The following is a 23,905-nucleotide window of genomic DNA, read 5'->3' as shown; positions in this document are numbered from 1 at the left end:
CATTTCTAGGAGGTACAATATGCTGGCAAGTCTACAACAAGCCCCGAACGGACATATTGCCCGATTCGAGCGTCATCTGAAGCATTCGGTCGAGAATGTATGGGCCTATTTGACGGAAAATGATAAATTGGCGGAATGGTTTACCGAGCTGCGGGTCGACGACCTCCGGGAAGGAGGCGTTTTCAAGTTCGACATGCAGGACGGCACATTCGAGGAGATGGAGATTATTGAGCTCCGAACGAATGCCGTTTTGGAATACACATGGGGCGAAGACCGCGTTCGCTTCGAGCTTTCTCCGGAGTCCGGCGGAACCCGCCTTATCTTGATCGAAAAGATAACCAAAATTACGGATCATACCCCAAAGGATCTCGCCGGCTGGCATGTATGCCTGGATGTCATTAGCACATTGCTGGACGGAAGGACGCTGGCATTGCGCGAGAACGAGTGGAAAATATGGCATGAGAAATATGTCGAGCTTATCGCGAGCCATACGAACTAAGGAATTACCCGGAACAATCAACCGCTTAGACTGAACTGCACCTCCAACTGTTAGATGATATCTAGCAATGGGGGGCGCTTCATGCGAGGCGGTTTTTATTTTTCGCCGATCTTCCCGGCTCTTATTGATAATGATAATTGTTATCGATTATACTAATTTACATCGGCGCTAACTATTCCCGGATCGTTTCCGGCCTTCAAGCGGAAGGGGATGGGACGATCCGTATCGGCGGCGTCATTTTCTGCCCAGAGGGAGTGCAGCTTGTGGAGCGATTCGATTCTTCCATACTGTGGAATCACGTTTTTATTAAAATATTGGATATTCGTCATGTGAAGCTGGATTTCGGTGAGCATATCCGCGGCTATCGGCTGCCGGCCGATGCTTTTCTTTGCGTATCCCGGGGGTGCGCTAGTTTGCAGCTGGGCGGAGTGTTTAGCGGCGCCAAGCGTTTTGATATTCTGCATGGGGGCAAAGGACTTCATTTGGATATAACGCCTGACGAGTGGTTCGAGTATTATATGATTTTGTACAGAGCGATTTTGCCGCTGCCGGCCCGTCCGGAGCTGGTTCGCCTCATGGAGAACGGCAATCCGTTTCAACTGCCCGGCTGCTTAGCTCCGCCTTACCCGATTTCGCTGCATAAAAAAGTCGAGCACATGCACAACGCTTGGCAGCGGCCGGATGCGTTCGTCAAGCTGCATGTCAAATCGTTGTTTTATCAATTTCTATATGAACTGACTGAGCAAACGCATGGACAGGGAGCGGCGGCAAACAAGCCCGATCTTGTCTCGCAGGCCATCCGCTTGATTGAAGAGGAGTACAAGGAGCAGCTGACGCTGGAATCGATTGCCGACATGCTGGATTGCAGTTCCCGGCAATTGCTCAGGCTGTTCAAAAGTCAGGCGGATACGACCCCCATCGATTATTTGATACGCGTCCGCATGAACAAAGCGATGGAGCTGCTGCTTGATTCGGATACCGGGCTTAAAGAAATCGCGGAAAGCGTAGGTTATGCCGACAGCTATTATTTCAGCAGGCTGTTTAAAAAGGTTGTCGGCATTTCGCCCATCCGCTTTAAAGACGAAGCTTACCGGACGAAGGCTTTGCGGAATAATCCATCCCTGCTGTCGCGATATCCCATTGTTGCAGACCGGCTTCGGAGCTATATTGATAATGATCATGAGAATGATTATCAATATAACGGAGAAGGGGAATTTTCTATGCACAGACGGTCGATCTCTATGGTGGCCGCAACATTGTTGTTTTGCTTCGCATTACTGTTAAGCGCCTGTTCCGGCGGAACAAGTCAAACCTCCCAGGGAGGAACGGCCTCGCCGAGCGAAAATAAGACTGCCGCTCCGACTGCCGCCGCTTCGGCCGCTCCGGAAGCGCCGCGCGTCGTCAAGCATGCGATGGGAGAAGTAACGTTGACGGGCACCCCGAAGCGCGTCGTCATTTTGACGAATGAAGGAACGGAAGCGCTGCTGGCCGTCGGAATCAAGCCGGTAGGAGCCGTGAAATCCTGGATCGGCGATCCGTGGTATAACCACATTAAAGACGATATGAAGGACGTGACGGTCGTCGGCGACGAAATGCAGCCGAACCTGGAGCTGATCGCCTCTCTTAAGCCCGACCTGATCATCGGCAATAAAGTGAGGCAAGAGAAGGTGTACGAGCAGCTGAAGGGGATCGCGCCGACCGTCTTCTCGGAGGATTTGGGCGGAGATTGGAAAACCAATTTCAAGCTGTATATGGAAGCGACCAATAAAAAAGAAGAAGGCGACAAAGCGATGGCCGCTTTCGACAAACGGGTTGCTGAGGTCAAGGCCAAGCTCGGGAGCAAGGCAGCCAATCAAATATCGGTTGCCCGCTTCTCGGCTACGCAGGTGCGTATTTACCAGAAGCAAACCTTCTCGGGCGTTCTGCTGAACCAATTAGGATTCGCTCGTCCCGATTCGCAAAACAAGGACGGCAACATCGAGGTCATGACTAAAGAACGGATTCCGGAATTGGACGGAGATGTTTTGTTCTATTTCGTAACGGAAGCCGCAGGCAAAACCGACGCCTCCAAAGTCGTTCAAGAATGGATGAACGATCCTTTGTTCAAAAACCTGCGCGCCGTGCAAAACGGCAAAGTCAAGCAGGTCGACGAAGCTATTTGGAATTCGGCCGGCGGTTACGAAGCGGCGAATTTGCTCTTGGACGAGCTGGTCACTTATTTTGATATCAAATAAATAGAGGCTGTTCCCCAGTCTCAAATTTTAAACAGGTACGCTTTCCAAAACCGCCGCTAGCGGGGAGGGGGGCGTATTTGTTTTTAAGTAAAAATGAGACCCGTTCGGGCAGCGTTTCCCTGATCTTACTGGAAAAACTACAGCTAATTGACAACATTGCAACACAGCTTCCAATATTGCTGTTGTGTTCCGACGGGCGCTCCCCTATACTTTTCTCCAAAGATAAGTCGGCATGTGCGGCTAATGGGTGACGGAACTATAAAAAAGGGGAGTATGGGACCTATGAAGCTCGGCATAAAAGCGTATCACTATCATATTATATTGATTCTGCTTCTCGTTTCGGTTCCTCCCTTCTTGGTTGCAAGCGTTTACAATATGGACTTGTTTTTGCAGCAATCGACCAGTCTGATCAATGCGAAAAACGAAACCGAGCTCGTCCGAACCGGCGCCTTCATGGAAAAAACGTTGGAGCAAATCAGAAAGGACGTGCTCACGGGGGCGGCGAACGACCAATATACGAGAACACAGCTTACGAACGACAAAACGAATATCATCAAAAGCCTGACCCAGCTCGTATTTAACAAAGAATATTTGGATCAGGCCTCGGTTTATAACGAAGACGAAGGGTATCTGCTCATTTCTAATTACGGCATTCTCAGCGATTTGCGAAATACGCCGTATGAACGGATTGTCGAGGAGCTTGGCTCCATGACCAATTACGAGGTAAAGGGAAGCGGGACTTGGAGCCTCGAGCGGGAAGGAAAGGCACGCTCCGTCGTTTCGCTGTACGCCAAGCTGCCGCTGCGCGAAGCGCAGACGTTTTTGATTTTCAATATCGACATCGAGAAGCTGTACAACGAATTTTTGCGGCAGCTCAACGTGGATGACGAGATTTACAGTTATTATATGACGGACGTTGACGGCATCGTTATTTATCACAAGGACAAAACGAAAATCGGCAAGCCTGCGGAAACCGGGATGCAGCCTGCGGATCGTTACAGCGTCAACAGCTATCCGCTCAAAGGAATGGGCTGGCAGCTGGTCGGCGAGGTGAACGTTTACGAGCTGTATCATGACGTTTATAAGGTGCGCAACAAAATGATCGTTCTGCTGGCCGTCGTCGCTTTGGCGATTAGCGGACTTATTGCGCTCGGGGCGCGGCAGCTCTACAAGCCGGTCGGAACGGTTATGGCGAAGGTGGCCGCCGCTTTTACCGGCAAGCTGTCAAGACAAGGAGAATTCGACTTCCTCAGCTCGGCTTTCGACGATGTGCTGCAGACGAACAGCCATCTGAAGCATCGTCTTAACGAGAGCGAGCAGCTTCTTAAGAGGACGCTGCTGCACAACCTGATGAAGGACCGTTTTAGCGGCAGCCCGGACATCGGCCGCTATTTGTCCGGCTATGGCGCGCATCTCGCCGTTGTCTTGTTTACGCTCCGCGGCAGAGGCGAGTCGATGAACGGAACGAACCCTGTCGCGCAGTTGGAACGCGAATTGGATACGCGGTTCGAGCACGACCTGTTTACGGAGTCGGACCGTGAAGCGGCTGCTCTATTCCGGCTGCGCGACGGCGATCTGAACGCGTTTATTACCGAACTTATCGCCGGTCTGGACGAACAGGTGCTGAACCGGCTTACCGTCAGCATAGGCGGCGTTTATCCGCTCGACAAGATCAACAATTCTTACGTCGAGGCTTTGTACGCCTGCAACATGGGACGCCTCTATTCCCCGCAAACGAACATTTATTGCTACAACAAGCTGCCGGTGGACTACAGCCACAGCCAGATCAAGGACCCGGCGATCGAAGAGCTGGAGCTGGCCGTACGGCAGCGCAACGAGAAGACGTATACGGAGATGCTGCATACGATGTTTTCGGAAAAGCGCAGCCTGATGGAATACAACTTCAACCTTTATATGAACATTTCGCTGCTCATCCGGCTGTACGATCAGGAAAGCGTTGTGTTTCTGAACGAGATCAACGAGCTGATCACGGATAACGGGATTATGAACGCCGATTGCGTCAAGCAGTTTTTCCTCGGCAAGTTCCAAAGCTTCAACGCCGATTACCGGACCGATTTCAAGGATTACGTGCAGAAGGTGGAAAAGTACGTCGAAGAGCATTTTGCGGAAAATTTCTCAATGGATGACGTTGCGGCCTACGCCGGGGTGACGCGGCAATATATAAGCCAGTTGTTCAAGAAGCAATACAATATGACGTTGATCGACTACGTGAGCCAATTCCGGATCGAGCGGGCGAAGAAGCTGCTGGCAGACACGGCAATCAAGGTCACGGATATCGGCAGCAGCACCGGCTTTAACAGTAAAAGCTATTTTACCAAAGTGTTCAAGCAATATACCGGCATTACGCCGACCGAGTACAGAGAGCTGGCATGGAATCGCAATAAGGAAACGGAAAACGAAAGCTTGATCCCATTGAAAGCGGATGGTTGATCGGGCTTTTTCCTTTTGTAAGCCTTTTTCACTCTTTTTACAACCGATTTGACAATTGTGGGATTGAAGAATAGGGGAGAATCCTTCCATAGTGATAATCGTAATGAGCGATTTGCAAAGTTGACGGCAGGGAGAGTGATACCGGAAAGAAGTTTAAGGATCGACGGTTTGCTTAGAGAAAAAATACGGTGGTCGGAGGGCAAGGGAGAGAGCTATATTCTGTAAGCTTTTTAAGTGAACGGAGGAGAAGAATTGAAAAGGACAAGAAGGCTGCTGATTTGCCTGATTACGATGATCTCCATGTTTGCCGGCAGTGCATCGCTGCTCGCCGCGCCGCCGTCGGAGGTGCTGGACGAATTTCCGATCGGGATTTATTATGGTCCATGGCCAGAGGATACAAACGACGGGAGCTATGCGGAAATCCGTGATATGAACGCAAATTTTATTGTCGGCTGGAATGATAAGCATGTGACGCTCGGACGCAACTTATTTTCGCTTGATCTGGCTGAGAAACACGGTTTGAAAGTACTTGTAGATGATTTCGTTACCTACAGTGAATTTAAAATGGAGCTTATTTCGCAAATGTCAACAGATGACGCTTGGAATGTACGCAATGACAAGCCGATCGGTCAAACCTTTACTACACCTGCGGGGCCTATTTGGGACCATGGTATAGTCGGACTCAAATTGAATAATCCCAATTTGCCCTCAGGGACATCTTTTACCCTTAGCATTTACGACAATCCGAATAAAACTTCGCTGATCTTAAGCGATACTGTTACTGCTCCACTCGAAGCGCCGCCATATTTGGAATTCAATCTAGGCCGTGTCAGTTACCAGCTTTCACCGGAAACGCAGTATTACATGGAAGTGACAACAACTAGTACAACTGATCTGGGCTTAGTCGCAGTAAGCACATCGGATGTTTACAATGGCGGGCAGGCATTTTATCAAGGACAACCGCAGAATGGAGATTTATTGTTTTATCTCTATATAGGTTCGACTCTAGCGCCGAACTTTACGGAAGATTCCAGACCTAGCGATGAAGCCCTCAAGCAAGCGGTGAACTTTTATAAAGATCATCCTGCTTACATGGGCATGCACCTTAGAGACGAACCGCCTGGCGAATGGCTTCCCAAGATGAAGGAGATCCAGGACACGGTTAGACAAAACGACCCCAATCATCTCGCTTATTTCAATATGCTGCTGGGAGGCAGCAAATCCGTGCGAACCATTCCGCTCACTTCTGCGCAAACAGTCGGGCAAACGTTTAAAACAAAGCCGAATCAAACTACAATCTCCTACATTCAAGCGGGTATTGATAAGGCCGGATGGGGAGCGAATGAAAGCGTAAAGCTGACGTTATGGGATTCGCCGTCCAAAGCGGCGAAAATAGCGGAGCGTACCCTAACAGGAACACCTGATTCAAGCTATCCGATGTTCAAGCTGAATGCAGCGGTTAATCCGGATACGAGCTATTATATGGAATTCTCGATTGAACCGGTTAATGGCTCCGTATCGGTATATGCTTCACAGAAAGGCGTCGATTGGGATAGCAACGGTACCGCATATCAATCGGGACAACCGGCCGATTTCGATCTCTGGTTCACTGTAGATGCTAATCAGAGTGGCGAAATACAGGGCGATTTTGTTACTTCTTCCAATAGAATCGGACAGACGTTCAAAACCGCTGCTAATCAAACGGCCATCAATTGGATCCAACTGTATATAGACAATGAAACGTGGAGCACCGGTGAGGTATTAACGTTAACGTTATGGGATTCGCCGTCGAAAACTTCGAAAATAGCGGAAAGCTCTATCGATACGCAACCAAGTTCATACTTCCCGAAATTCCGATTGAACGCTGCGGTAACGCCAAATACGACCTATTACATGGAGCTTACCCATAACGGAGGAGGAGACAACCAGGTCGGGTTGGTAATCCGATCGAAGGATGGAGTGAAATGGGTTGAAGGGGCAATGAATATATTAACGGTGTCCCGATCAATGCCGATCTCTGGTTTGCTATCGACGCTGATGTTCGCAGAGCCAGAAAACAAGACCAAGTCGAAGCTTACATCAGGCAATGGTCGAGTTATAACCCCGATGTTATTTCGTATGATGCTTATCCATTTTTTGTAGGCTCATTTGACGGTCAAGATATGTATGAATATTTGGAGCAAACCCGTTCTGCCGCGCTTGATTCAAATAAGGATCTTTGGATGTTTATTCAATCGACAGGTCAGGACGGGGAAATGATAGTTCCGAATGAGGACCAATTAAGATACCAAATTTATCCGGCATTAGCTTACGGATTAAAAGGTTATATGTACTTTACTTACAATACGGTACCGTATCGTGGGTTTCACGATGCTTTAATCCTACCGGACGGTACGAGGAACGATACGTATGAATGGGCTAAACAGATAAACGGAGAGGTGCTTAAGCTCGGACCGACGCTGCTGTCTCTCAAATCTCAGGCCGTATATCACACTGGCAATGAGGTGTTCCGGATACGACTGCGCTGCCGGCAGACTTCTTGTGGCAGGTGACGGATCGCAGCCAGCCGACGATTACCGGATATTTCACCAACGAGGCAGGCAAAAAGTATATTATGGCTGTGAACCGAGATTTTGAGAATAGCCGCACAATTTCATTCTCGCTTCCGGCGAAGCCGGCTTCGGTGAAGGAAGTATCGAAAACGACAGGCTTGGAAACCGCTACGAATTATGATAGCGCTTCCGGGACGTTATCGGCGAACTTTGCCCCTGGTGAAGGCAGGCTTTACGTTCTGGATGAATCGTCCGCGAGCGAAGCAAACGTTACTTCTTTAACGGCCGATGCCGCTTCGGTTTCCGCCGGATCGACGTTTAAGGTGAAATACGGTTTGAGCAGTGTAGCCCAGAATGTTTACGCGCAGGATATTAAGCTCCATTATGATCCTGCGACCGTAGAGTTTGTTTCGGCCAAATCGATCAAACAAGGAGTCAGTCTTCTGCAAACGGCTAACGATCAGGCCGGGAACCTTCAATTGATTTTGGCCAGCGAAGGCCCGGGAAATGAGGTCGCAGGTCAAGCGGATATCGTTGAACTGACGTTCAAAGCTAAATATGTATCCCAGACGGCAGCGAGTGAAATTAAACTGACAAGCGCCCGCCTGGCGGACAGCAACGGCATCGAATATGAGGCGGCTTTGTCTTCGGTTACTATTCAGGTAACTGCCGGCATTTCGGGCGATCTCAACCACGATAATAGAGTGACGATCGGCGATTTGGCCATCATGGCCGCCCACTACGGCAAAAATACGAACAGCCCGGATTGGGAACAAGTGAAACAGGCGGATCTGAATGGAGACGGCAAAATCGATATCGAGGATTTAGCTGCTCTTGCAAGGAAAATTATCGGATAACGGTGCGACAGTGCAGGAGGAGGGAGGAACAAGAGCTTGCCTCCTCCTGTCCGGCATCATACATGTACACACAGAAAACGGAGGAAGGCGGTAAAATTTTGTGTAAACGAGTCCTTTGTTTATTGATCGTTCTAGTTTGTTTGCCCGGGCTGTTCCTTGCGGACGCAAATGCCGAAACGGCTCCGGCATTTGCGATGGACGCCGGCATGCCGGCTGACGGAAAGATTACGATAACCTTGAGCGGGCGGAGCATCGTGGATATGTACGGCTATGAGGCACGTTTTACCTATGATTCCGACAAGCTTGAATGGGTGGAGTTTAAGTCGGGACGAGACGGTTTCTCGGTATCGCCGATCATCAAGGACAATGAAATCATTATCGCACATACCAAAATCGGCAGCGTTCCCGGCGATAGCGGGGATCTGACTATCGGCACCCTGACGTTTAAGCGGAAGAAATACGGGAAAGCCGACGTGAAATGGGAGTCTATGAAAACGGTAGCCGGCAATTTGAAAAGCAAAACGTCGGCTGTCGGAGCAAGCGTTTCGATCGGCAATACGTTCGTGGATTTGGCAGGCCACTGGGCGAAGGAAGATATCGAGCTGCTCGCTTCGCGGGGAATAATCGACGGCATGGATGACACGCACTTCGTGCCGGAAGGCAAGGTGACGAGGGGCCAATTTGCCGCCATGATAGCGAGAGCGTTCCATCTGAAAGAGACGTCGGCGCAAAGCCCGTTTACCGATGTGCAGCCGGATTCCTGGTATGCGAAGGTCATAAACGAAGCCCACGCTGCGGGGATCGTCCAAGGAATAACGGCAGACCGCTTCGCACCGGAGCAGGATATCTCAAGGGAAGAAATGACGGTCATGCTTGTACGAGCGGGGAAGTTTGTCTCGGAAGGGAAGTTCAAGGGAACGGGAACGGCTTCAAATGCGGCGCCTCAACAGATATTTGCGGATGAGCGGTCGATAAGCGAATGGGCGATCGAGGATGTTGCGCTGGCGGTACGTGCAGGCATCATCAACGGCAGAACGGAGGATACGTTCGTGCCGCAGGGGCAGGCGAGCAGAGCGGAAGCGGGCGTAGTTGTGAAGCGGCTGTTATTCGCTTTGGGGCAGCTATAGGGCTAATTGAAGTATGGATGGCAGGTCGGAGAACAAGCTCCGGCCTGCTTTTTTGGATTTAACGGAGAAAACCGGTGTCAAAGACGGCGGCATTAGAGTATCTCGGCAGGTTTCTTATACACGGTTTCGTTTTTTATGCATTACTTTCCCCTTTTCTACAATCCTTTTTACAATTGTTTGATTGAACGAGCCGGGATCCGACTCTAGGATATGGATGTGCAAGACAAGAAAATTGTGGAGGATGGATGTTATGAAGCCGATTGATTATGGTGTGTCATTTATTACCGGGAAGTGGTCGGAAAATCAAGTTCGTTTGTGGGTCGAATCGCGTATGCGTTTCATTGATGAGAAATCCGGCAGAGTTGAAGACTACTACCAATGCGGCGCTTGCAAAAGCGAGGCGACCTTTGCGGAGAAAGACTTGTTCTATGAGGACAACTTTGATTTTATCCCTGTGTTCGGTCCGGAATACGGGATTATTTTTAACCGCAAAGCCTATCTAAACGTTGACACCTACAAACAGTTTCCGAAGTCGGAAAATATGTGGGGCGGACAGCGTTACAACATTCGCGAACATAAGCAGTGCGAGCTGCTGGACACCAACGACAAGATCCGCGAAGCCACGCATAACGACTTGCTGCTCATCGGGCAAACGGAGCTATTCAATTCCGAGACGGGACTGCGCGCGATCATCGAGTTTCCGATTAAAACGATGAACATCCATGATAAAAGGAACATGTACCAAGTCGATACGGGACCGGTACTGTTGCCGGATCTGTCCAATCGTTATGACAAAGCTGTCGATTCCATCAGCCTGGCTTATGTTGCATTTAACGTCCCCCATTTTGCCGACTTTGTCGTCGAACAGCCTACGGCGATCTTTGAAGGCGGCAAGGAATTGTGCAAAGTGTACCATTATTCGGGTCCGATCAGCCTGACAGCGAGCAATCGATTGTATGCTGTTACCGGTTAAGTCATCCGGCGCACAACGGGGAAGGGCAGGTAAATTCAAGCATTCGCCTGCCTCCCATTAATTAATAAAAAAACGGGACGGAGAGATTAATATGGAACAGGTAGTGGTTAAGGCTGGGGTAACGGTACTGTTTCTTGACATGCTGGAGATCGAGTCGGCTTTAAATGCCAAGCTTACCGTAAACAAGGCCAAGAAGTGTAAAGCAAATCCCGTGCTGCCTCTGGGCGACTACTCCGACTGGGATAGATGGCGGGCTACGGATTGGGCGGGTTCCGTCATTTACGATCAGGACGATAAGGTGTTTAAGATGTGGTATTTCGGTCAAGACGGCCCCTACGGGGAAACATCTACAGGTTATGCGACAAGCCTGGACGGGGTTTGGTGGGAAAAGCCGAGCCTTTCGATCTATAGTGCGAACAGCTCGCGTAATAATATCGTTTTTAGCCATTACGATCATTCGGGCTTGAGGTTTTCCGAACATTTCTGCGTGATCAAGGACTATTCGGAGAAGGATGAACGGAAACGATACAAAGCTTTGGCTAGAAGCCTTGCGAAGGAAACAATAGACGGCAAAACCTTGAGAGATTTTAAGGTTGCCTCTAACGTTGTTTATTCGGCTGACGGTATTCATTGGACAACAAGCCCGCATACCGTAGACGGGGTGGATATGACAAATATCTTGATCGACGATAGCGATCCTAAGAAAAGGTTTAAAGTTTACGGATTTGTCGGGACACCGGAGAGGTGGTCTCATACGATAATGGCCTATGGGCCGGACATGGAAAGCCTTGAACTAAGACCCGACTCCCCGATATTGCCGCCGGAAGAAGAGTCTACGGTTCACCTGTTATGCGGTTTAAAATACAAAGGATATTATCTGGCGTTCTATAACTATAGTCTGTGGACCGATTACTACGGGTATACGGGAGTTCAAGAAAGCAGACGGTTCGATACGCGAGTTCCCAAGGACGTAAGGCCTGGAGAAGGATGGGGAGCTTTTAAGGCTAACACCAGATTGGCGGTAAGCAGAGACGGTGTAAACAATTTCGTCAAAGTAAACCCGTTGGAGGCTATTCTTGACAGGGGAGAAAAAGGTGAATGGGACGATGCTTTCATTGTAACTTCAAATCCCGTTGTGAAGGACGATGAAATCTACGTGTTCTATTCCGGAACTTGCGAGCCTGCTGCGAATGCGCCTCAGCGTTACGACACGTCTCAAGTTAGAAGCGGGGTCGCCAAAATTGAACGGGGAAGGCTAACTTATCTTTCCAGCGCTGATCAGCTTTCTACTGCTGTAATTACGACGGTTCCGATGGAAATTGCAAAGTCTTCTAATGTAGAACTGCGAATAAACGCCGGAGAGCTAATCCCTTACCGCGATTATATCGAGGTGGAAGCGATCGATGCGGAAACGAACGAACCGATAGCCGGATTTGAAAGACGCGACTGTCTGGATTTATATTCGGACGGCTTCGATATTCCCGCCATTTGGAACGGTTCAAGTTCGCTGGACGATTTGCGCGATAGAAATCGGATAAAGCTTCGTTTTTACTTATACGGCAAGGCAAGGCTCTACTCTTTTTCTTTTGCTGAAAGGGCTGTAGGACATGGCAACCAACTTTGACTTGAAAGCAAAAAAAAGATTAATAGAGCAGCTGGCTGATTCTCCTACCGCTTTGATCTGCAATGCCGCCGACCTTCTTGGCATCGAAGTTCCCTACATGGATCAAACCGTCAAGTGCCTTTCGCCCGGGCTGCCTCCTTTGGTCGGAGAAGCGGTGACGATAAAGCTTGACAGTTCAACGCCGGGCAATAAGGCTGATGCGGAGTCGTATTTTAGAATGCTCGATGAAATGAGCGGAAAAGATTTGCCTCAAGTGGTCATTGTGCAAACAGTCGGGGCACATAAAAAAAGGGAATGTGCTGCAGGAGACGGCATGGCGAAAACGATGATTTCGGTTGGTGCGGCAGGTCTTGTAACGGATGGCGGAATCCGGGATCTAAAGGATATTTTGAACCAAGGCTTCAAAGTATTCGGAGCGGGGCAAGTCGTACATCACACGCCTTACGTTTGGAGCGGGCTCTATGAACCCGTGCAAATCGGCGGAATTACGGTCAGGACCGGTGACATCATCCATGGGGATATGGACGGAATGATTGTAGTACCGGAGGAGAGCTGGGACAATATCATTGCGGCATGTCAGGTAACGCTCGATTTTGAGAAGAAAGCTCATTTGGTGCTAAGGCAGAGCGGACTGTCCGTCTCAAGCAAGAAGGATCAGGTGAAGGCGTTATGGGATGCGGCTCTGGCTGATAGGAAAACGAATCAAGAATTGTAGAGGAGGGATACATTGATCATTGACCGATTAGAAAATGCTTCTCTTTATTACGGAGTCAGTGAAAATATTAAAAAGGCTTTGGAGTATTTGGAGCAGACTGATTTCTCGGCAATGGAGCCGGGAAATTACGAAATAGAAGGCGAAAATATGTATGCGATGCTGCAGCATTATGTGAACCGGCCGATCGAGGAAGGGGTTTGGGAAGCGCATCGAAAGTACATCGACGTCCATTATATTTACGAAGGAATGGAACGTATGGGTTATGCGTCCGTTTCGAACTTGAAACTGATTAAGGAATACGATGAAAAAGACGATTACTCCTTCTACGTAGGGAAAGGGAGCTGGAATGTTTTCGATGAAGGGTCGTTCGTCATTTATGGCCTTCAGGACGCCCATATCCCGGCAATAGCCGTAAACGAGCCACAAGCCGTCAAAAAAGTGATAGTGAAGATAAAAGCATAAGGCAGAGAGTTTCTCATAAAGAAGGCTGCGGCAGCTGGCAGAATGGGGACGTAATTGTGATAACATGGATTCCTGTGACGAAAGAACGTTTTACAATCAGCGGACTTCCCTGGTTGCATGAACATGAGAGCCGATTCATCCGTTTTCCGCAAAGAGCACAGGCTTCAATCCCCGAAAACGTGTGGCTGCTTTCGCAAATGCCTAGCGGGGGGCGAATCCGTTTTACAAGCGACACAACCTCGCTCCAAATTCGCGCCGCTCATCATCATGCTCCGCAAATGATCGACATGCCCCCGCTAGGACATAGCGGTATGGATTTATATGCGGGAGAGCCGGGACAAATGAAGTATTGGGGGACCTCGGTCCCTCAAATGACGGGACAACCTTATGAATATATGTTTTTTAAGGATATCGCTTCGAAGGATCGTGAATTCACCTTATATTTGCCCGCCTACAATGATCTTGTGACTCTGGAAATAGGCATCGATAGGAAGGCAAAGCTCGGACAGCCGTCACCCTATGCCGCTAACGCTCCCGTCGTTTTTTATGGAAGTTCGATCACACAGGGGGCTTGTGCGAGCCGTCCAGGCAACGGATACGTTTCCATGATATCGAGAATTCTGCATATCGACATCGTGAATATGGGCTTTAACGGCAGCGGCAGAGGGGAGCTTTCCGTCTGTAAGCTGCTTTCCGAAATCAATTCGGCTTGCTATGTTCTCGATTATCATGTGAATCTTCCCTCAGCCGCCCAGTTGGCCGATGTTTACGCGCCATTTTACCGAAAGCTGCGCGAGACGAAAACCGATACGCCGATTGTAATGATTTCTCCACTATGCTTCAGCAGCGAACGGTACGATTCTGGGAAAGCGGAGCTTTATGGCAACATGCGTAGAACGATTAGGGGTGTCTACGAAGAAGCAGTTTGCTCGGGTGACTCGAACGTGTATTTTGCGGACGGCAGCGAATTGATTGGTTTGGATGAGGAAGGGCTGTACGTGGACGGACTTCACCCCAACGACCGAGGATTCGCTCAAATAGCGGACCGGCTCGCTCCAGTCTTGAAGCAAAATCTTTTCCAAAGTTAAGAACATGTATATGACGGCACAAGGAGAAACGGTTTATGAAGAAGCTTTTTGTACTTGGAGACAGTATTTCTATGGATTATGGCCCGTATTTGCAGCAGATGCTTAGAAACCAATTTCATTACAGCCGAAAGGGGGATGACAGTGGGCTGCTTCCGACCGAACGTGAAATCGAAAATCCCTATCTTATAAATGGCGGAAACAGCACGAAAGTATTACAGTATTTACAGGGGCGCATCGGCAAGCAGTTGTTGGAAATTGACGTTTTGCTGTTGAATTGCGGATTGCATGATTTGGTGACGATAGATAACGTTAAGCAAGTGCACATAGAGAACTATAAAGATAATTTGACGCAAATGTGCGAGCTGCTTTCCAATAGCCGACTCCAAGTCTGTTGGGTTCGAACCACTCCGGTAATGGAAACCATGGCCAATCGTACGGAGAAAGGATTTGCGAGGTACAATATGGATATATCGCTCTATAATCAAGCGGCTGACGCCATTATGGCCTCTTACGGTTTACCGATCGCGGACCTTCATGGCTTCACGCTTTGCCTTGGCGACGGAGCCTATAGGGACGGGGATCACTTCACGGATAAGGCTAGCGAGCTGCAGGCCGCTTTTCTTGCTGGAGTCCTGCAGCAATTTGTGTAAGTCCCATATTTTCTTAACATCCTAAGGAGTGTTTAAAGATGAGCCATAAATATTTTGCGGTCTTCCTGCCGATGTTGGATCCCGAGAAAAGCCGAATGTTCAGGGAGCAGCATCTGGCTTTCTTGGCACAGCAAAGGGAAGCGGGCAGGTTGTTTGCTAATGGCCGGTTTACCGACGGTTCGGGAGGATTGGTCATTTATATAGCCGAATCTATGGATGAAGTCACAAGCTGGGTGCAAACGGATCCTTACATCGTTCAGGGTGCGCGAAATTATGACATTCATGAATGGGAGCTTGTGAAAGGCAATTTGGAGTAAGCGAGGGTCAAGGAGATGAAGACGATAACGACTATAGGATTTATCGGCCTAGGGATTATGGGCAAGCCTATGGCCAAAAATTTGATTCGCGCCGGATACAAATTAAATGTCTGCAGCCGCAGTAAAGCGTCCGTTGAACAAATGGTTTGTCTGGGGGCCACGGCATCTTCGTACCCAAAGGAAGTAGCACAGTTATCGGATATCGTGATTACCATGCTTCCCGATTCTCCGCAGGTGGAAGAAGTTGCTCTGGGCGAAAACGGATTGATCGAAGGGTTTACTCCCGGCAAGATCTATGTCGATATGAGTTCGATTCATCCGATGACAGCTAGAAAAGTAGCAGCCGCTTTGATGAAGCAAGGGGTGTCCATGCTGGATGCCCCCGTAAGCGGCGGGGAAATAGGAGCGATCGAAGCCAAATTGGCAATCATTGTCGGCGGCCCGCAGGAGACGGTGGATCAGGTTACACCGCTTCTGAAAAAAATGGGGTCGACCGTCACGCGTGTCGGAGATATCGGAGCGGGCAATACGGTCAAGCTCATTAACCAAATCATCGTTGCCATTAATATTGCGGCGATATCCGAGGGGCTTGCGTTCGGAAAAAAAGCCGGAATTGATGCGAATACTGCTTTTGAAGCGATTCGCGGCGGGCTGGCGGGAAGCAGAGTATTAGAAACGAAAATAACCAATATAAGCCGCAAACATTTTTCCCCCGGATTTCGAATGAGCTTGCACAAGAAAGATTTGAGCAATGCATTGTCCATGAGCGCGCAGATGGGAATGCCTTTGGAATTCACAACAAGAGTTTATAAAATGTTCGAGCAATTAAGCGAAGAAGGCTATTCGTCGGAGGATCATAGCGCTCTATATAGATGCTTTGATCAGTTGTAGAGAACGAAACAAAGTACGGTATTCAACATCGGACGTAATGTAAACGCTTACTTTCATAAATTATTTGGTGATTCAATCCGCTTGACAATATTTTTATACACAATTACGCTCTGCGGCTGTCATTTTCCCCATTTTTTTAACGTTTCTGACAATTGTGTGATTGAAGCGGCAGTTGTCTCGATTCATGATAAGGATCGTAAAGCAAGAACAGTATGCACGATTGTAAAAAGAGAGGGGGGGACATCGGTAGACTTACGACGATTGCATGGACGAACAACGTATCGATTCGCTTACGGAGTGAACCTAAATTGAAGTTGGAGGCTGTCTTTTATGAATCAACCGATGAAAAAAGGCTTGATCGGATTCTTGATTTGCATACTACTTGTCTCGATCGCCGCCTGCAGTACCAAAACGAACGATCCGAATTCAAGCGCGCCTGCAGGAAGTACTGCTCCATCCGCCAAGGAAGGGGGCAAGGAGGGCGATAAAAAACCTCCTGTGAAGATTGTGGCGATCAATCCCAACGCCAGTTTTGATCGGAAAACGGAAGTTGAAAAGCATGCACATGACATTATTCAGGATAAAACCGGAGTCGATTTGAATATCGTATTCAGCCCGACCAGCGCGGATTTCAGCCAAAAGATGAATTTAATGCTTTCTTCCGGCGAGCAACTGGATATCATTCCTTTTCTTAGCATGGATCAGGCGATTGAATTGTATAAGAATGGAGCCATCATTCCTCTTGATGATCTGATTAATCAACATGGAGCGAACCTAAAGAAAAATTTCAATCCCGAGGTTTGGTCCGAGGTTACAGCCGACGGCAAGATTATCGGTATTCCGAGTCTTGCAACGAATACGAAAGGAACCGTTTTGCAGATTCGTACGGACTGGCTGAAGGAGCTGAAGCTGGAGAAGCCGGTTACCGTCGAGGATTTTGAGAAGGTGATGGAAGCATTTAAGCAAAATAAAAAGGACGCCTATCCGCTTATAGGCGCTTACGACTTCCAATATCTTCAAAACGGTCTCGCTCCTTATTTTTTGCCGCAGGCGTCCGAGTGGTGGCTTAATGAGAAGGGAGAGCTGCTGCCTCCGGAATTACATCCCGGCTACAAGGATTTTATGGCTAAATTGGTTGAGTGGAATAAAAAAGGTTACATCTGGCCGGAGATGATCTTGTCTACAACTCCGAAGCAAGTTGAGCTGATTGCGCAAAACAAGGTCGGGGCGGTGTCCGGTTGGTATTCCTCAACAATTGCCGGAGCAACCGAGGTCTTGGTGAAAACGATTCCGGATGCGAATTACGAACCCATTATTTTGAAAGGAAACGGCATAAATAAAATATCGGAGGCGCCCGACACTCAATTTGTAACTGTCATTACCAAGAAAAGCAAAAACCCTGAAGCTGCAATGAAATTTTTGGATTACCATGCGAGCAGAGAGGGCTACGAGTTGACTTATGTCGGTGTTGAAGGAGAATCCTACACGAAGCTGCCGGACGGCACATTGGAGTACATCGGCGAAGACAAATATGATTCTAACAAAGCAAGCTATTATGCGCTGTACTGGATGTTCAACATGGACTGGAACGATTTCTCGGCATCGCCGATGTCTTCCTGGATGGACCGCAAGTACACGGAAATGATGAAGAAAACGAAAGAGCTTCCAAGCTTCAAGGCGGCAGATCGAACGGTGAAATACGACAAATCGAAATGGAAATCCTATTCGAAGCTGACCGATTTGAATACGTTTATGGAGGAGCAAAAAATTAAAGTCTTTACAGGCGAGCGGCCTTTAAGCGACTGGGATGCGATTATGCAGCAGTGGCTGGATATCGGCGGCAAGCAAATGATTGAAGACCGCAACGCGCAGTTCAAAGCGCAAAAATAAGCTGCGGAAGCCGTCCCTTTTTGTGCAAGCTTCAAGTCGCAAAGGGGCGGCTTTATATAACTGTAAGGTAAACGCCGGTTGTCAAAAGGCGTCCTTGCCAGATCGAGGTGAGTTTCTTGTGCAGAGGATAAGGGTGGGAGCCGCGGCGGGACAGTTTGTACCGAAATCGAGAAAGAAAAGATTTCTCGGCAATATCAACAGGTATAAATTTTTTTATTTGCTTACGCTGCCGGGACTGCTGTATTTTTTGATTTTTCATTATATCCCGATGTATGGCGTCGTGATCGCCTTTCAGGACTTTAAGCCTTTCGGCGGTCTTGAGGCTATGCTCCTGAAGCCGGATTGGGTGGGATTTAAGCATTTTGAAGACTTTTTTAGCTCCTACTATTTCGGCCGGCTGCTTGAAAATACGCTGTTGATCAGCTTTTATAAGCTGTTGTTCGGGTTTCCGCTACCGATTATTTTGGCTCTGATGTTAAATGAGGTGGTTCGTGCCAGATTCAAAAAAATCGTGCAAACGATCTCCTATTTGCCTCACTTTTTGTCCTGGGTCATTATTTCAGGCATGGTGATTGCGCTATTGTCGCCGACAGCGGGGCCCGTCAATATGGTCATTCGCGCGTTAGGAGGCAGTTCCATAGCATTCATGGGAGACCCTGCATACTTTCGTTCTATTGTTGTAGCCAGTGATGTTTGGGCCAGCGTAGGTTGGGGGAGCATCGTTTATTTGGCCGCTCTAGCAGGCATCAATCCTGCGCTTTACGAGAGTGCGAGAATCGACGGAGCGAGTCGCTTCCGCCAGATGCTGCATATCAGTTTGCCGGGCATATCCAATATTATTTCGATTTTGTTCGTCCTATCTGCAGCCAATATTTTGAATGCCGGCTTCGAGCAGGTACTGCTGCTTTATTCTCCAAGCGTTTACAGTTCGGGCGATATTATTGACACCTATGTGTACAGAGAAGGCTTGTTAAAAAATAATTTCTCGTACGCCGCGGCAATTAGTATGTTCAAAAATGTGATCGGTCTGTTGTTTTTAATCATCTCCAATTATGTGGTCAAACGAATGGGAAAAGAAGGAGTCTGGTGATGAAAAGGAGAGTCGATTGGTTCAACCTGATTAACGTAACATTGCTGAGCTTGATGTCTTTGTTGTTCATCATTCCTTTTGTTTTTTTGATCAATCAATCGTTCATGTCCAATGAAGGGATCCTGAAATACGGCTATACCTTGTTTCCGCGGGAGATCGCTTTTTATTCCTATAAATACTTGCTGGTCGATAACGTCTTTATTTATAAAGGGCTGGCAATCAGCGTTCTAGTTACGTTGGCCGGGACCTTCTTTTGTTTACTTTTTACATGCACCTTAGCCTATGGGCTTTCGAAAAAATATTTGCCCTATAGGGGCATTCTTACAGTTGCCGTGCTGGTTACGATGTTTTTCAGCGGCGGGCTTATTCCCTCTTATTTGCTCGTTACGAACATCGGGCTGAGAGATTCGCTGTGGGCGCTCATATTACCTGGTTTAATAAGTCCGTGGTACATGTTTCTGATGCGAAATTTTTTTATGGATATCCCTCAGGAGGTGGAAGAATCGGCGCAAATGGACGGGGCGAACGAGATCGGGATACTGATCAAAATTATTATTCCGATGTCGCTTCCATCCATGGCTACCATAGGCCTTTTCTATGCGGTAGGCCACTGGAATAGCTGGTTCTCTGCCGCCATATTTATCAATACGCAGGATAAATGGCCTTTGCAGTTAATTCTACGCGGGATGCTTGCCAATCTCGATTTGGCTGCGCTGGGGAAAAATCCTGCGATGGCATCGGAATGGATGAAGAACATGCCCAAGGAGGGCGTGAAGGCCGCGGCTACGCTTTTGATCGCGCTGCCGATCGTTTGCGTATATCCGTTTATCCAGAAGTATTTTGTTAAAGGAATGATGGTTGGCTCTGTAAAAGGATAAGCGAGCAAAGGTTGGTAGACAGGAAGTATGGATGTCTTTTCATGTCGTACGAAACTAAAAATGTTTTTACAAGGAGAAAAGTGATGGCGGAGGATGTTATCCCTATCGGAAGCCGGAGGGAACTGCTATGGGACGATTATTTGATAGACAAGGATGCTACAACGGCTGTACTAAAGCTACACCAGCCCCAAAGCAAGGAAGTCGTGATCGATCACAACGAGCCGTGGGAGGGGGACGGCTGCGATTTTCATTGCATTGTGAAGGACGACGGCTTTTACCGTATGTATTATCTTGGCTGGGAAATGCTTAAGCCGGATATGAGCTTAGGACCGCGGCCGATTGTCGTATGTTATGCCGAAAGTCTGAATGGTAAGAACTGGTTTAAGCCGAGACTCGGGATTTGCGATTTTGAAGGCTCAAAGGAAAACAATATCATCCTGGATCATCATACGGCTAAATTCGATAATTTCTCGGTGTTTAAAGATATGAATCCCGCTTGCCCGCCTGAGGAGCTTTATAAGGGCCTCGGTATCGACGGTTTTAATACTTCCGGAGACGCTCATCATCTATGGTGCTTTACGAGTCCCGACGGCATTCGCTTCAAGAAAGCGTGGAAAATGACCGATAAGGGCAAATTCGATACGTTGAACGTTGCTTTTTGGGATAAAGCCGTAAGCCGGTACGTTTGCTATATCCGCGACTTTCACGATATTCCCGGCGACGATCTGAATGCGGGGATCCGGGATATTCGGCGAATGGTATCGAAGGATTTCAAAAGCTGGAGCACGCCCGTTCGGATCGATTTCGGCGAGGGCGAGGATTATCCGCTTTATACGAATGCGGTTCAGCCCTATTATCGAGCAGAGCATATGCTCGTCGGCTTCCCTTCCCGTTATGTGGAGAAGAAAGCTTGGACACCGGCCTTCGATCAGCTCCCGGGAGCGGAAAGGCGCAAGCGGCGAATGAAGTCGCACCCGAGACTGGGGCTGGTCATTACAGACTGTCTGTTTATGTCGTCCCGGGACGGCGAGAGGTGGAATCGCTGGGACGAGGCGTTCATGACGCCTGGACTGGAGAGGGAGTACAACTGGGTATATGGGGATTGTTATCCTGCGCTCGGCATGATCGAGACGGAAAACGACTTGCCTTATGCTCCGAACGAGCTCTCGATGTACGCCTACGACAACCACTGGTCGATGACGCCTGCGAAGCTGCGGCGGTACTCTATACGAATAGACGGTTTCGTGTCTTACAGCGCCACGTATAAACCGTGCCGGCTTGTAACGAAGCCTTTTCAGTTTGAGGGAAATCGTTTGTCCGTCAACTTCGCGACCTCGGCGGCAGGCTATGTCAGGATTAGGCTGATCGGCGAGGACAGAGAGCTGAATGCAGTCGAGCTTTTCGGCGACAGCTTGGACAAGACGGTGACGTTCGAAGGCGGCGATCCGGCCTCTCTCTCCGGCCAGCCGGTAATAATGGAAATTATGATGAGCGACGCTCATTTGTATTCGTTCAAATTCGAAACGGAAGCGTGATGAAAGCACTCATTTATTCGCGGTCTTTCGGCGGAAATAAGGGAGGGGAAGTCACATGGCAGTAAAGTGGGTAGAAGGCTTGCGCGTATCCCAGACGGCACCGGCCGGGTTAGCGGTTTCAGTCAGTCCAGGGGTCATCGAGGCGTACGGCAGGCGAATGGGAGTACCGGGTGTCGAACGGCTGGTTTTGACGCCGCCGCCTTTGCTGCAGCTGCGCAATCATTATTATACGCTCGAGCGCCAAGGCGAAGCATCTCCATGCGGCTGGGATTGGAGCGGGAGGCGCGGCTCGAACTTCAAGCCGTATCAAATGCGGATGCCGGGAACGCTGCGTGTGCGTTCGTCCGAAGGGCTGACCGAGTATGAGCAGGATAAGGATTACGTATTCGACGATTATTGGGGATCGGTAAAAGCTAAGCCCGGCGGACGGTTGAAGGTAGGGGATATCGTACGGCTCGATTATGACGTCTACACGTGCAGATATATACTGATCTGTGTGGATGCCGAAGGGCGATTCCGGGCGGTTGAGGGCGATTGGCGGTATGGCGATGAAACGAACTTGCTGCTGCCTGATCTGCCTGTGCCTCCGCATGATGCGGCAGTTCTCGCTTCCGTATTCGTCCCGTGGGGAGCCGAAGCGGTATATGAGCGCCAGAGTCTCGTGGAATACAAGGAGACGGACGGGCGAGCATGGCAGACGACCAAGGGCTTCGAGTGGGAGTGTCGCCATCTCGACTGGCGGCCGCGCACGTATGAGGTCGAGTCATGTGGCGAAGATAAGGTAGGGTGCAGCAAAGCCGGTTCTTCGGACAGCACAAATGCCGGAGGCGGGAAGGTCGTCGTGCGAACGGCAGATTGCGCTTACGGAAGCGCGGCGGGACGGGGGCTTGTACAGCCTCTAAACGGTAACGGCGAGGTGGATTTGCCCGTGGCGCGCGAAGACGGCCTGCCGGTTTATTGGCGGGTCAGGCTCCCGTGGAGGCGGCTGCTGGCCGACTTCCCGCAGCTGCGGAAGGCGAAGGTCCATACGTTCCCCGCGAATATTATGGATGTACGCGGGCGGGAATTGACCATTGGAGCGGCCGCAAACGAGGTACCGATCGAAGAGAACGATGCGGCAAACGCCGAATGGTGGAAAGCGCTGGCCGGCAAGCGTAATATCCGGCTCTGCTTTCTCGGAGAGAGCACGACGTATGGCGGAGACTGGCCGCTGTTAATCGCGAAGCGGCTTGGCGGGCTTCTGCCCGGCAAACGGATTGAGTACGCCAATGCGGCCGACGGCGGACATTCGTCCGTTCACGGCATTTCCCATGTAAAACGGACCCGTTCGGTCGGAGACCCGTATGACATCGTTTTTATCGAATACATGATCAACGATACCGGCTGTCAAAGCGATGACATCGACGCGGCGATGACCGGCATCATCGATTGGGTGCGCGAGCATAATCCGCTGGCGCTTGTCGTGATCGTCGCCGGAAACGGAGGAAACCCGATGTTCCTGCCGCACTACAGCCCGGCGCAGTTCGAACGTGTTTACGAGCTTCATCGCGAAACGGCGCGGAAGAAGGGCGCCGTGTTTGTTGGGATGTACGACCATTTCTGCGAGCTCGAACGGAGGGGGCTCTATTTTATGACGGAGCTGAAGGAAAATATGATCAATCATCCGTATTTGAATACGGCAATTGACGGTACGCGCTGGGATCAACTACTGGCGGATGTGTTCGTCCGCTGGACGGCGGGTAAGCTTGGGCAGTAGCATAGAAGCGGGATGAAGCCCACTAAGGAAAGAGAAACGGCCGCGCTAGGCCGGTGTTTTTTGGAGGAAGCAATATGTTTCGCACATCATGCTAATTGTTCATTTGTAAACACAGGAAGCCCGATTGGCTTACGAGCTAATGCGGGCTTTTGTTTGCTTAGGAAAGTATACCGCGACCAAGAGGAAGAATCGGCGTTTGACGAGCTTGTAACCAAAACCTTCTCAGGTGAATCGGCGAAAGGGGCCGGTCAAAGCTTTAGAGCCGTAAACTTGCCGTATAGCGCGGAGAACCGTATCGTAAGTAACGGCAAGTTTT

At 49.4% G+C, this 23,905-nt stretch carries 19 protein-coding genes; all 19 read left to right on the top strand.

The window, feature by feature from the left end:
• The first annotated feature begins 19 nt into the window (after positions 1-19).
• The 19 genes from DQG23_RS27890 (at position 20) to DQG23_RS27795 (ending at position 23,589) form a co-directional block, all read left to right on the top strand.
• Positions 20-499, top strand: a complete 480-nt coding sequence (locus DQG23_RS27890; protein WP_113034329.1) for an SRPBCC family protein — start codon at positions 20-22, stop codon at positions 497-499.
• Between the two features lie 263 nt (positions 500-762).
• Complete coding sequence (locus DQG23_RS27885; RefSeq protein WP_238178062.1) at positions 763-2,733, top strand: AraC family transcriptional regulator; 1,971 nt, start codon at positions 763-765, stop codon at positions 2,731-2,733.
• A 282-nt stretch (positions 2,734-3,015) separates the two neighbouring features.
• The gene (locus tag DQG23_RS27880) at positions 3,016-5,184 is read left to right on the top strand and encodes a helix-turn-helix domain-containing protein (RefSeq protein WP_158560725.1); all 2,169 of its coding nucleotides are present in this window, start codon (positions 3,016-3,018) and stop codon (positions 5,182-5,184) included.
• Positions 5,185-5,484: 300 nt separating this feature from the next.
• On the top strand, positions 5,485-7,326 hold the full coding sequence (locus DQG23_RS27875) for a hypothetical protein (protein ID WP_146762393.1): 1,842 nt from the start codon (positions 5,485-5,487) through the stop codon (positions 7,324-7,326).
• A 406-nt stretch (positions 7,327-7,732) separates the two neighbouring features.
• On the top strand, positions 7,733-8,593 hold the full coding sequence (locus DQG23_RS27865) for a cohesin domain-containing protein (RefSeq protein ID WP_238178073.1): 861 nt from the start codon (positions 7,733-7,735) through the stop codon (positions 8,591-8,593).
• 98 nt (positions 8,594-8,691) lie between these two features.
• Positions 8,692-9,720: an S-layer homology domain-containing protein gene (locus DQG23_RS27860; protein ID WP_158560724.1), complete on the top strand. Its 1,029-nt coding sequence runs from the start codon at positions 8,692-8,694 to the stop codon at positions 9,718-9,720.
• A 250-nt stretch (positions 9,721-9,970) separates the two neighbouring features.
• Positions 9,971-10,693 (top strand): hypothetical protein, encoded by a 723-nt coding sequence (locus tag DQG23_RS27855; RefSeq protein WP_113034323.1) that lies wholly within the window; start codon positions 9,971-9,973, stop codon positions 10,691-10,693.
• Positions 10,694-10,784: 91 nt separating this feature from the next.
• Positions 10,785-12,317 (top strand): glycoside hydrolase family protein, encoded by a 1,533-nt coding sequence (locus DQG23_RS27850; protein ID WP_113034322.1) that lies wholly within the window; start codon positions 10,785-10,787, stop codon positions 12,315-12,317.
• Positions 12,301-13,032: an RraA family protein gene (locus tag DQG23_RS27845; RefSeq protein ID WP_113034321.1), complete on the top strand. Its 732-nt coding sequence runs from the start codon at positions 12,301-12,303 to the stop codon at positions 13,030-13,032. Before DQG23_RS27850 ends, DQG23_RS27845 begins: the two co-directional genes overlap by 17 nt.
• Positions 13,033-13,044: 12 nt before the next feature.
• The gene (locus tag DQG23_RS27840; RefSeq protein ID WP_113034320.1) at positions 13,045-13,494 is read left to right on the top strand and encodes a NanQ anomerase/TabA/YiaL family protein; all 450 of its coding nucleotides are present in this window, start codon (positions 13,045-13,047) and stop codon (positions 13,492-13,494) included.
• A 56-nt stretch (positions 13,495-13,550) separates the two neighbouring features.
• Positions 13,551-14,582: an SGNH/GDSL hydrolase family protein gene (locus DQG23_RS27835; RefSeq protein ID WP_113034319.1), complete on the top strand. Its 1,032-nt coding sequence runs from the start codon at positions 13,551-13,553 to the stop codon at positions 14,580-14,582.
• Positions 14,583-14,617: 35 nt separating this feature from the next.
• Positions 14,618-15,232: an SGNH/GDSL hydrolase family protein gene (locus DQG23_RS27830; RefSeq protein WP_113034318.1), complete on the top strand. Its 615-nt coding sequence runs from the start codon at positions 14,618-14,620 to the stop codon at positions 15,230-15,232.
• 38 nt (positions 15,233-15,270) lie between these two features.
• Positions 15,271-15,549, top strand: a complete 279-nt coding sequence (locus tag DQG23_RS27825) for a YciI family protein (RefSeq protein WP_113034317.1) — start codon at positions 15,271-15,273, stop codon at positions 15,547-15,549.
• Positions 15,550-15,564: 15 nt separating this feature from the next.
• Complete coding sequence (locus DQG23_RS27820; protein ID WP_113034316.1) at positions 15,565-16,440, top strand: 2-hydroxy-3-oxopropionate reductase; 876 nt, start codon at positions 15,565-15,567, stop codon at positions 16,438-16,440.
• A gap of 330 nt (positions 16,441-16,770) precedes the next feature.
• Complete coding sequence (locus DQG23_RS27815) at positions 16,771-18,330, top strand: extracellular solute-binding protein (protein WP_113034315.1); 1,560 nt, start codon at positions 16,771-16,773, stop codon at positions 18,328-18,330.
• 118 nt (positions 18,331-18,448) lie between these two features.
• Positions 18,449-19,420: an ABC transporter permease gene (locus tag DQG23_RS27810; RefSeq protein ID WP_238178061.1), complete on the top strand. Its 972-nt coding sequence runs from the start codon at positions 18,449-18,451 to the stop codon at positions 19,418-19,420.
• Positions 19,420-20,298: a carbohydrate ABC transporter permease gene (locus DQG23_RS27805; RefSeq protein ID WP_113034313.1), complete on the top strand. Its 879-nt coding sequence runs from the start codon at positions 19,420-19,422 to the stop codon at positions 20,296-20,298. Before DQG23_RS27810 ends, DQG23_RS27805 begins: the two co-directional genes overlap by 1 nt.
• 83 nt (positions 20,299-20,381) lie before the next feature.
• A complete protein-coding gene (locus DQG23_RS27800) occupies positions 20,382-21,833 on the top strand; it encodes a hypothetical protein (protein WP_113034312.1) in 1,452 nt (483 codons plus the stop codon).
• Positions 21,834-21,888: 55 nt separating this feature from the next.
• A complete protein-coding gene (locus DQG23_RS27795) occupies positions 21,889-23,589 on the top strand; it encodes an SGNH/GDSL hydrolase family protein (protein ID WP_113034311.1) in 1,701 nt (566 codons plus the stop codon).
• Positions 23,590-23,905: the final 316 nt, after the last annotated feature.

The sequence above is a fragment of the Paenibacillus contaminans genome, from assembly GCF_003285015.1.
GTDB lineage: Bacteria > Bacillota > Bacilli > Paenibacillales > NBRC-103111 > Paenibacillus_V > Paenibacillus_V contaminans.
The sequence above is the reverse complement of the archived record's forward strand: the minus strand, read 5'-3'. Positions and strand labels throughout refer to the sequence as shown.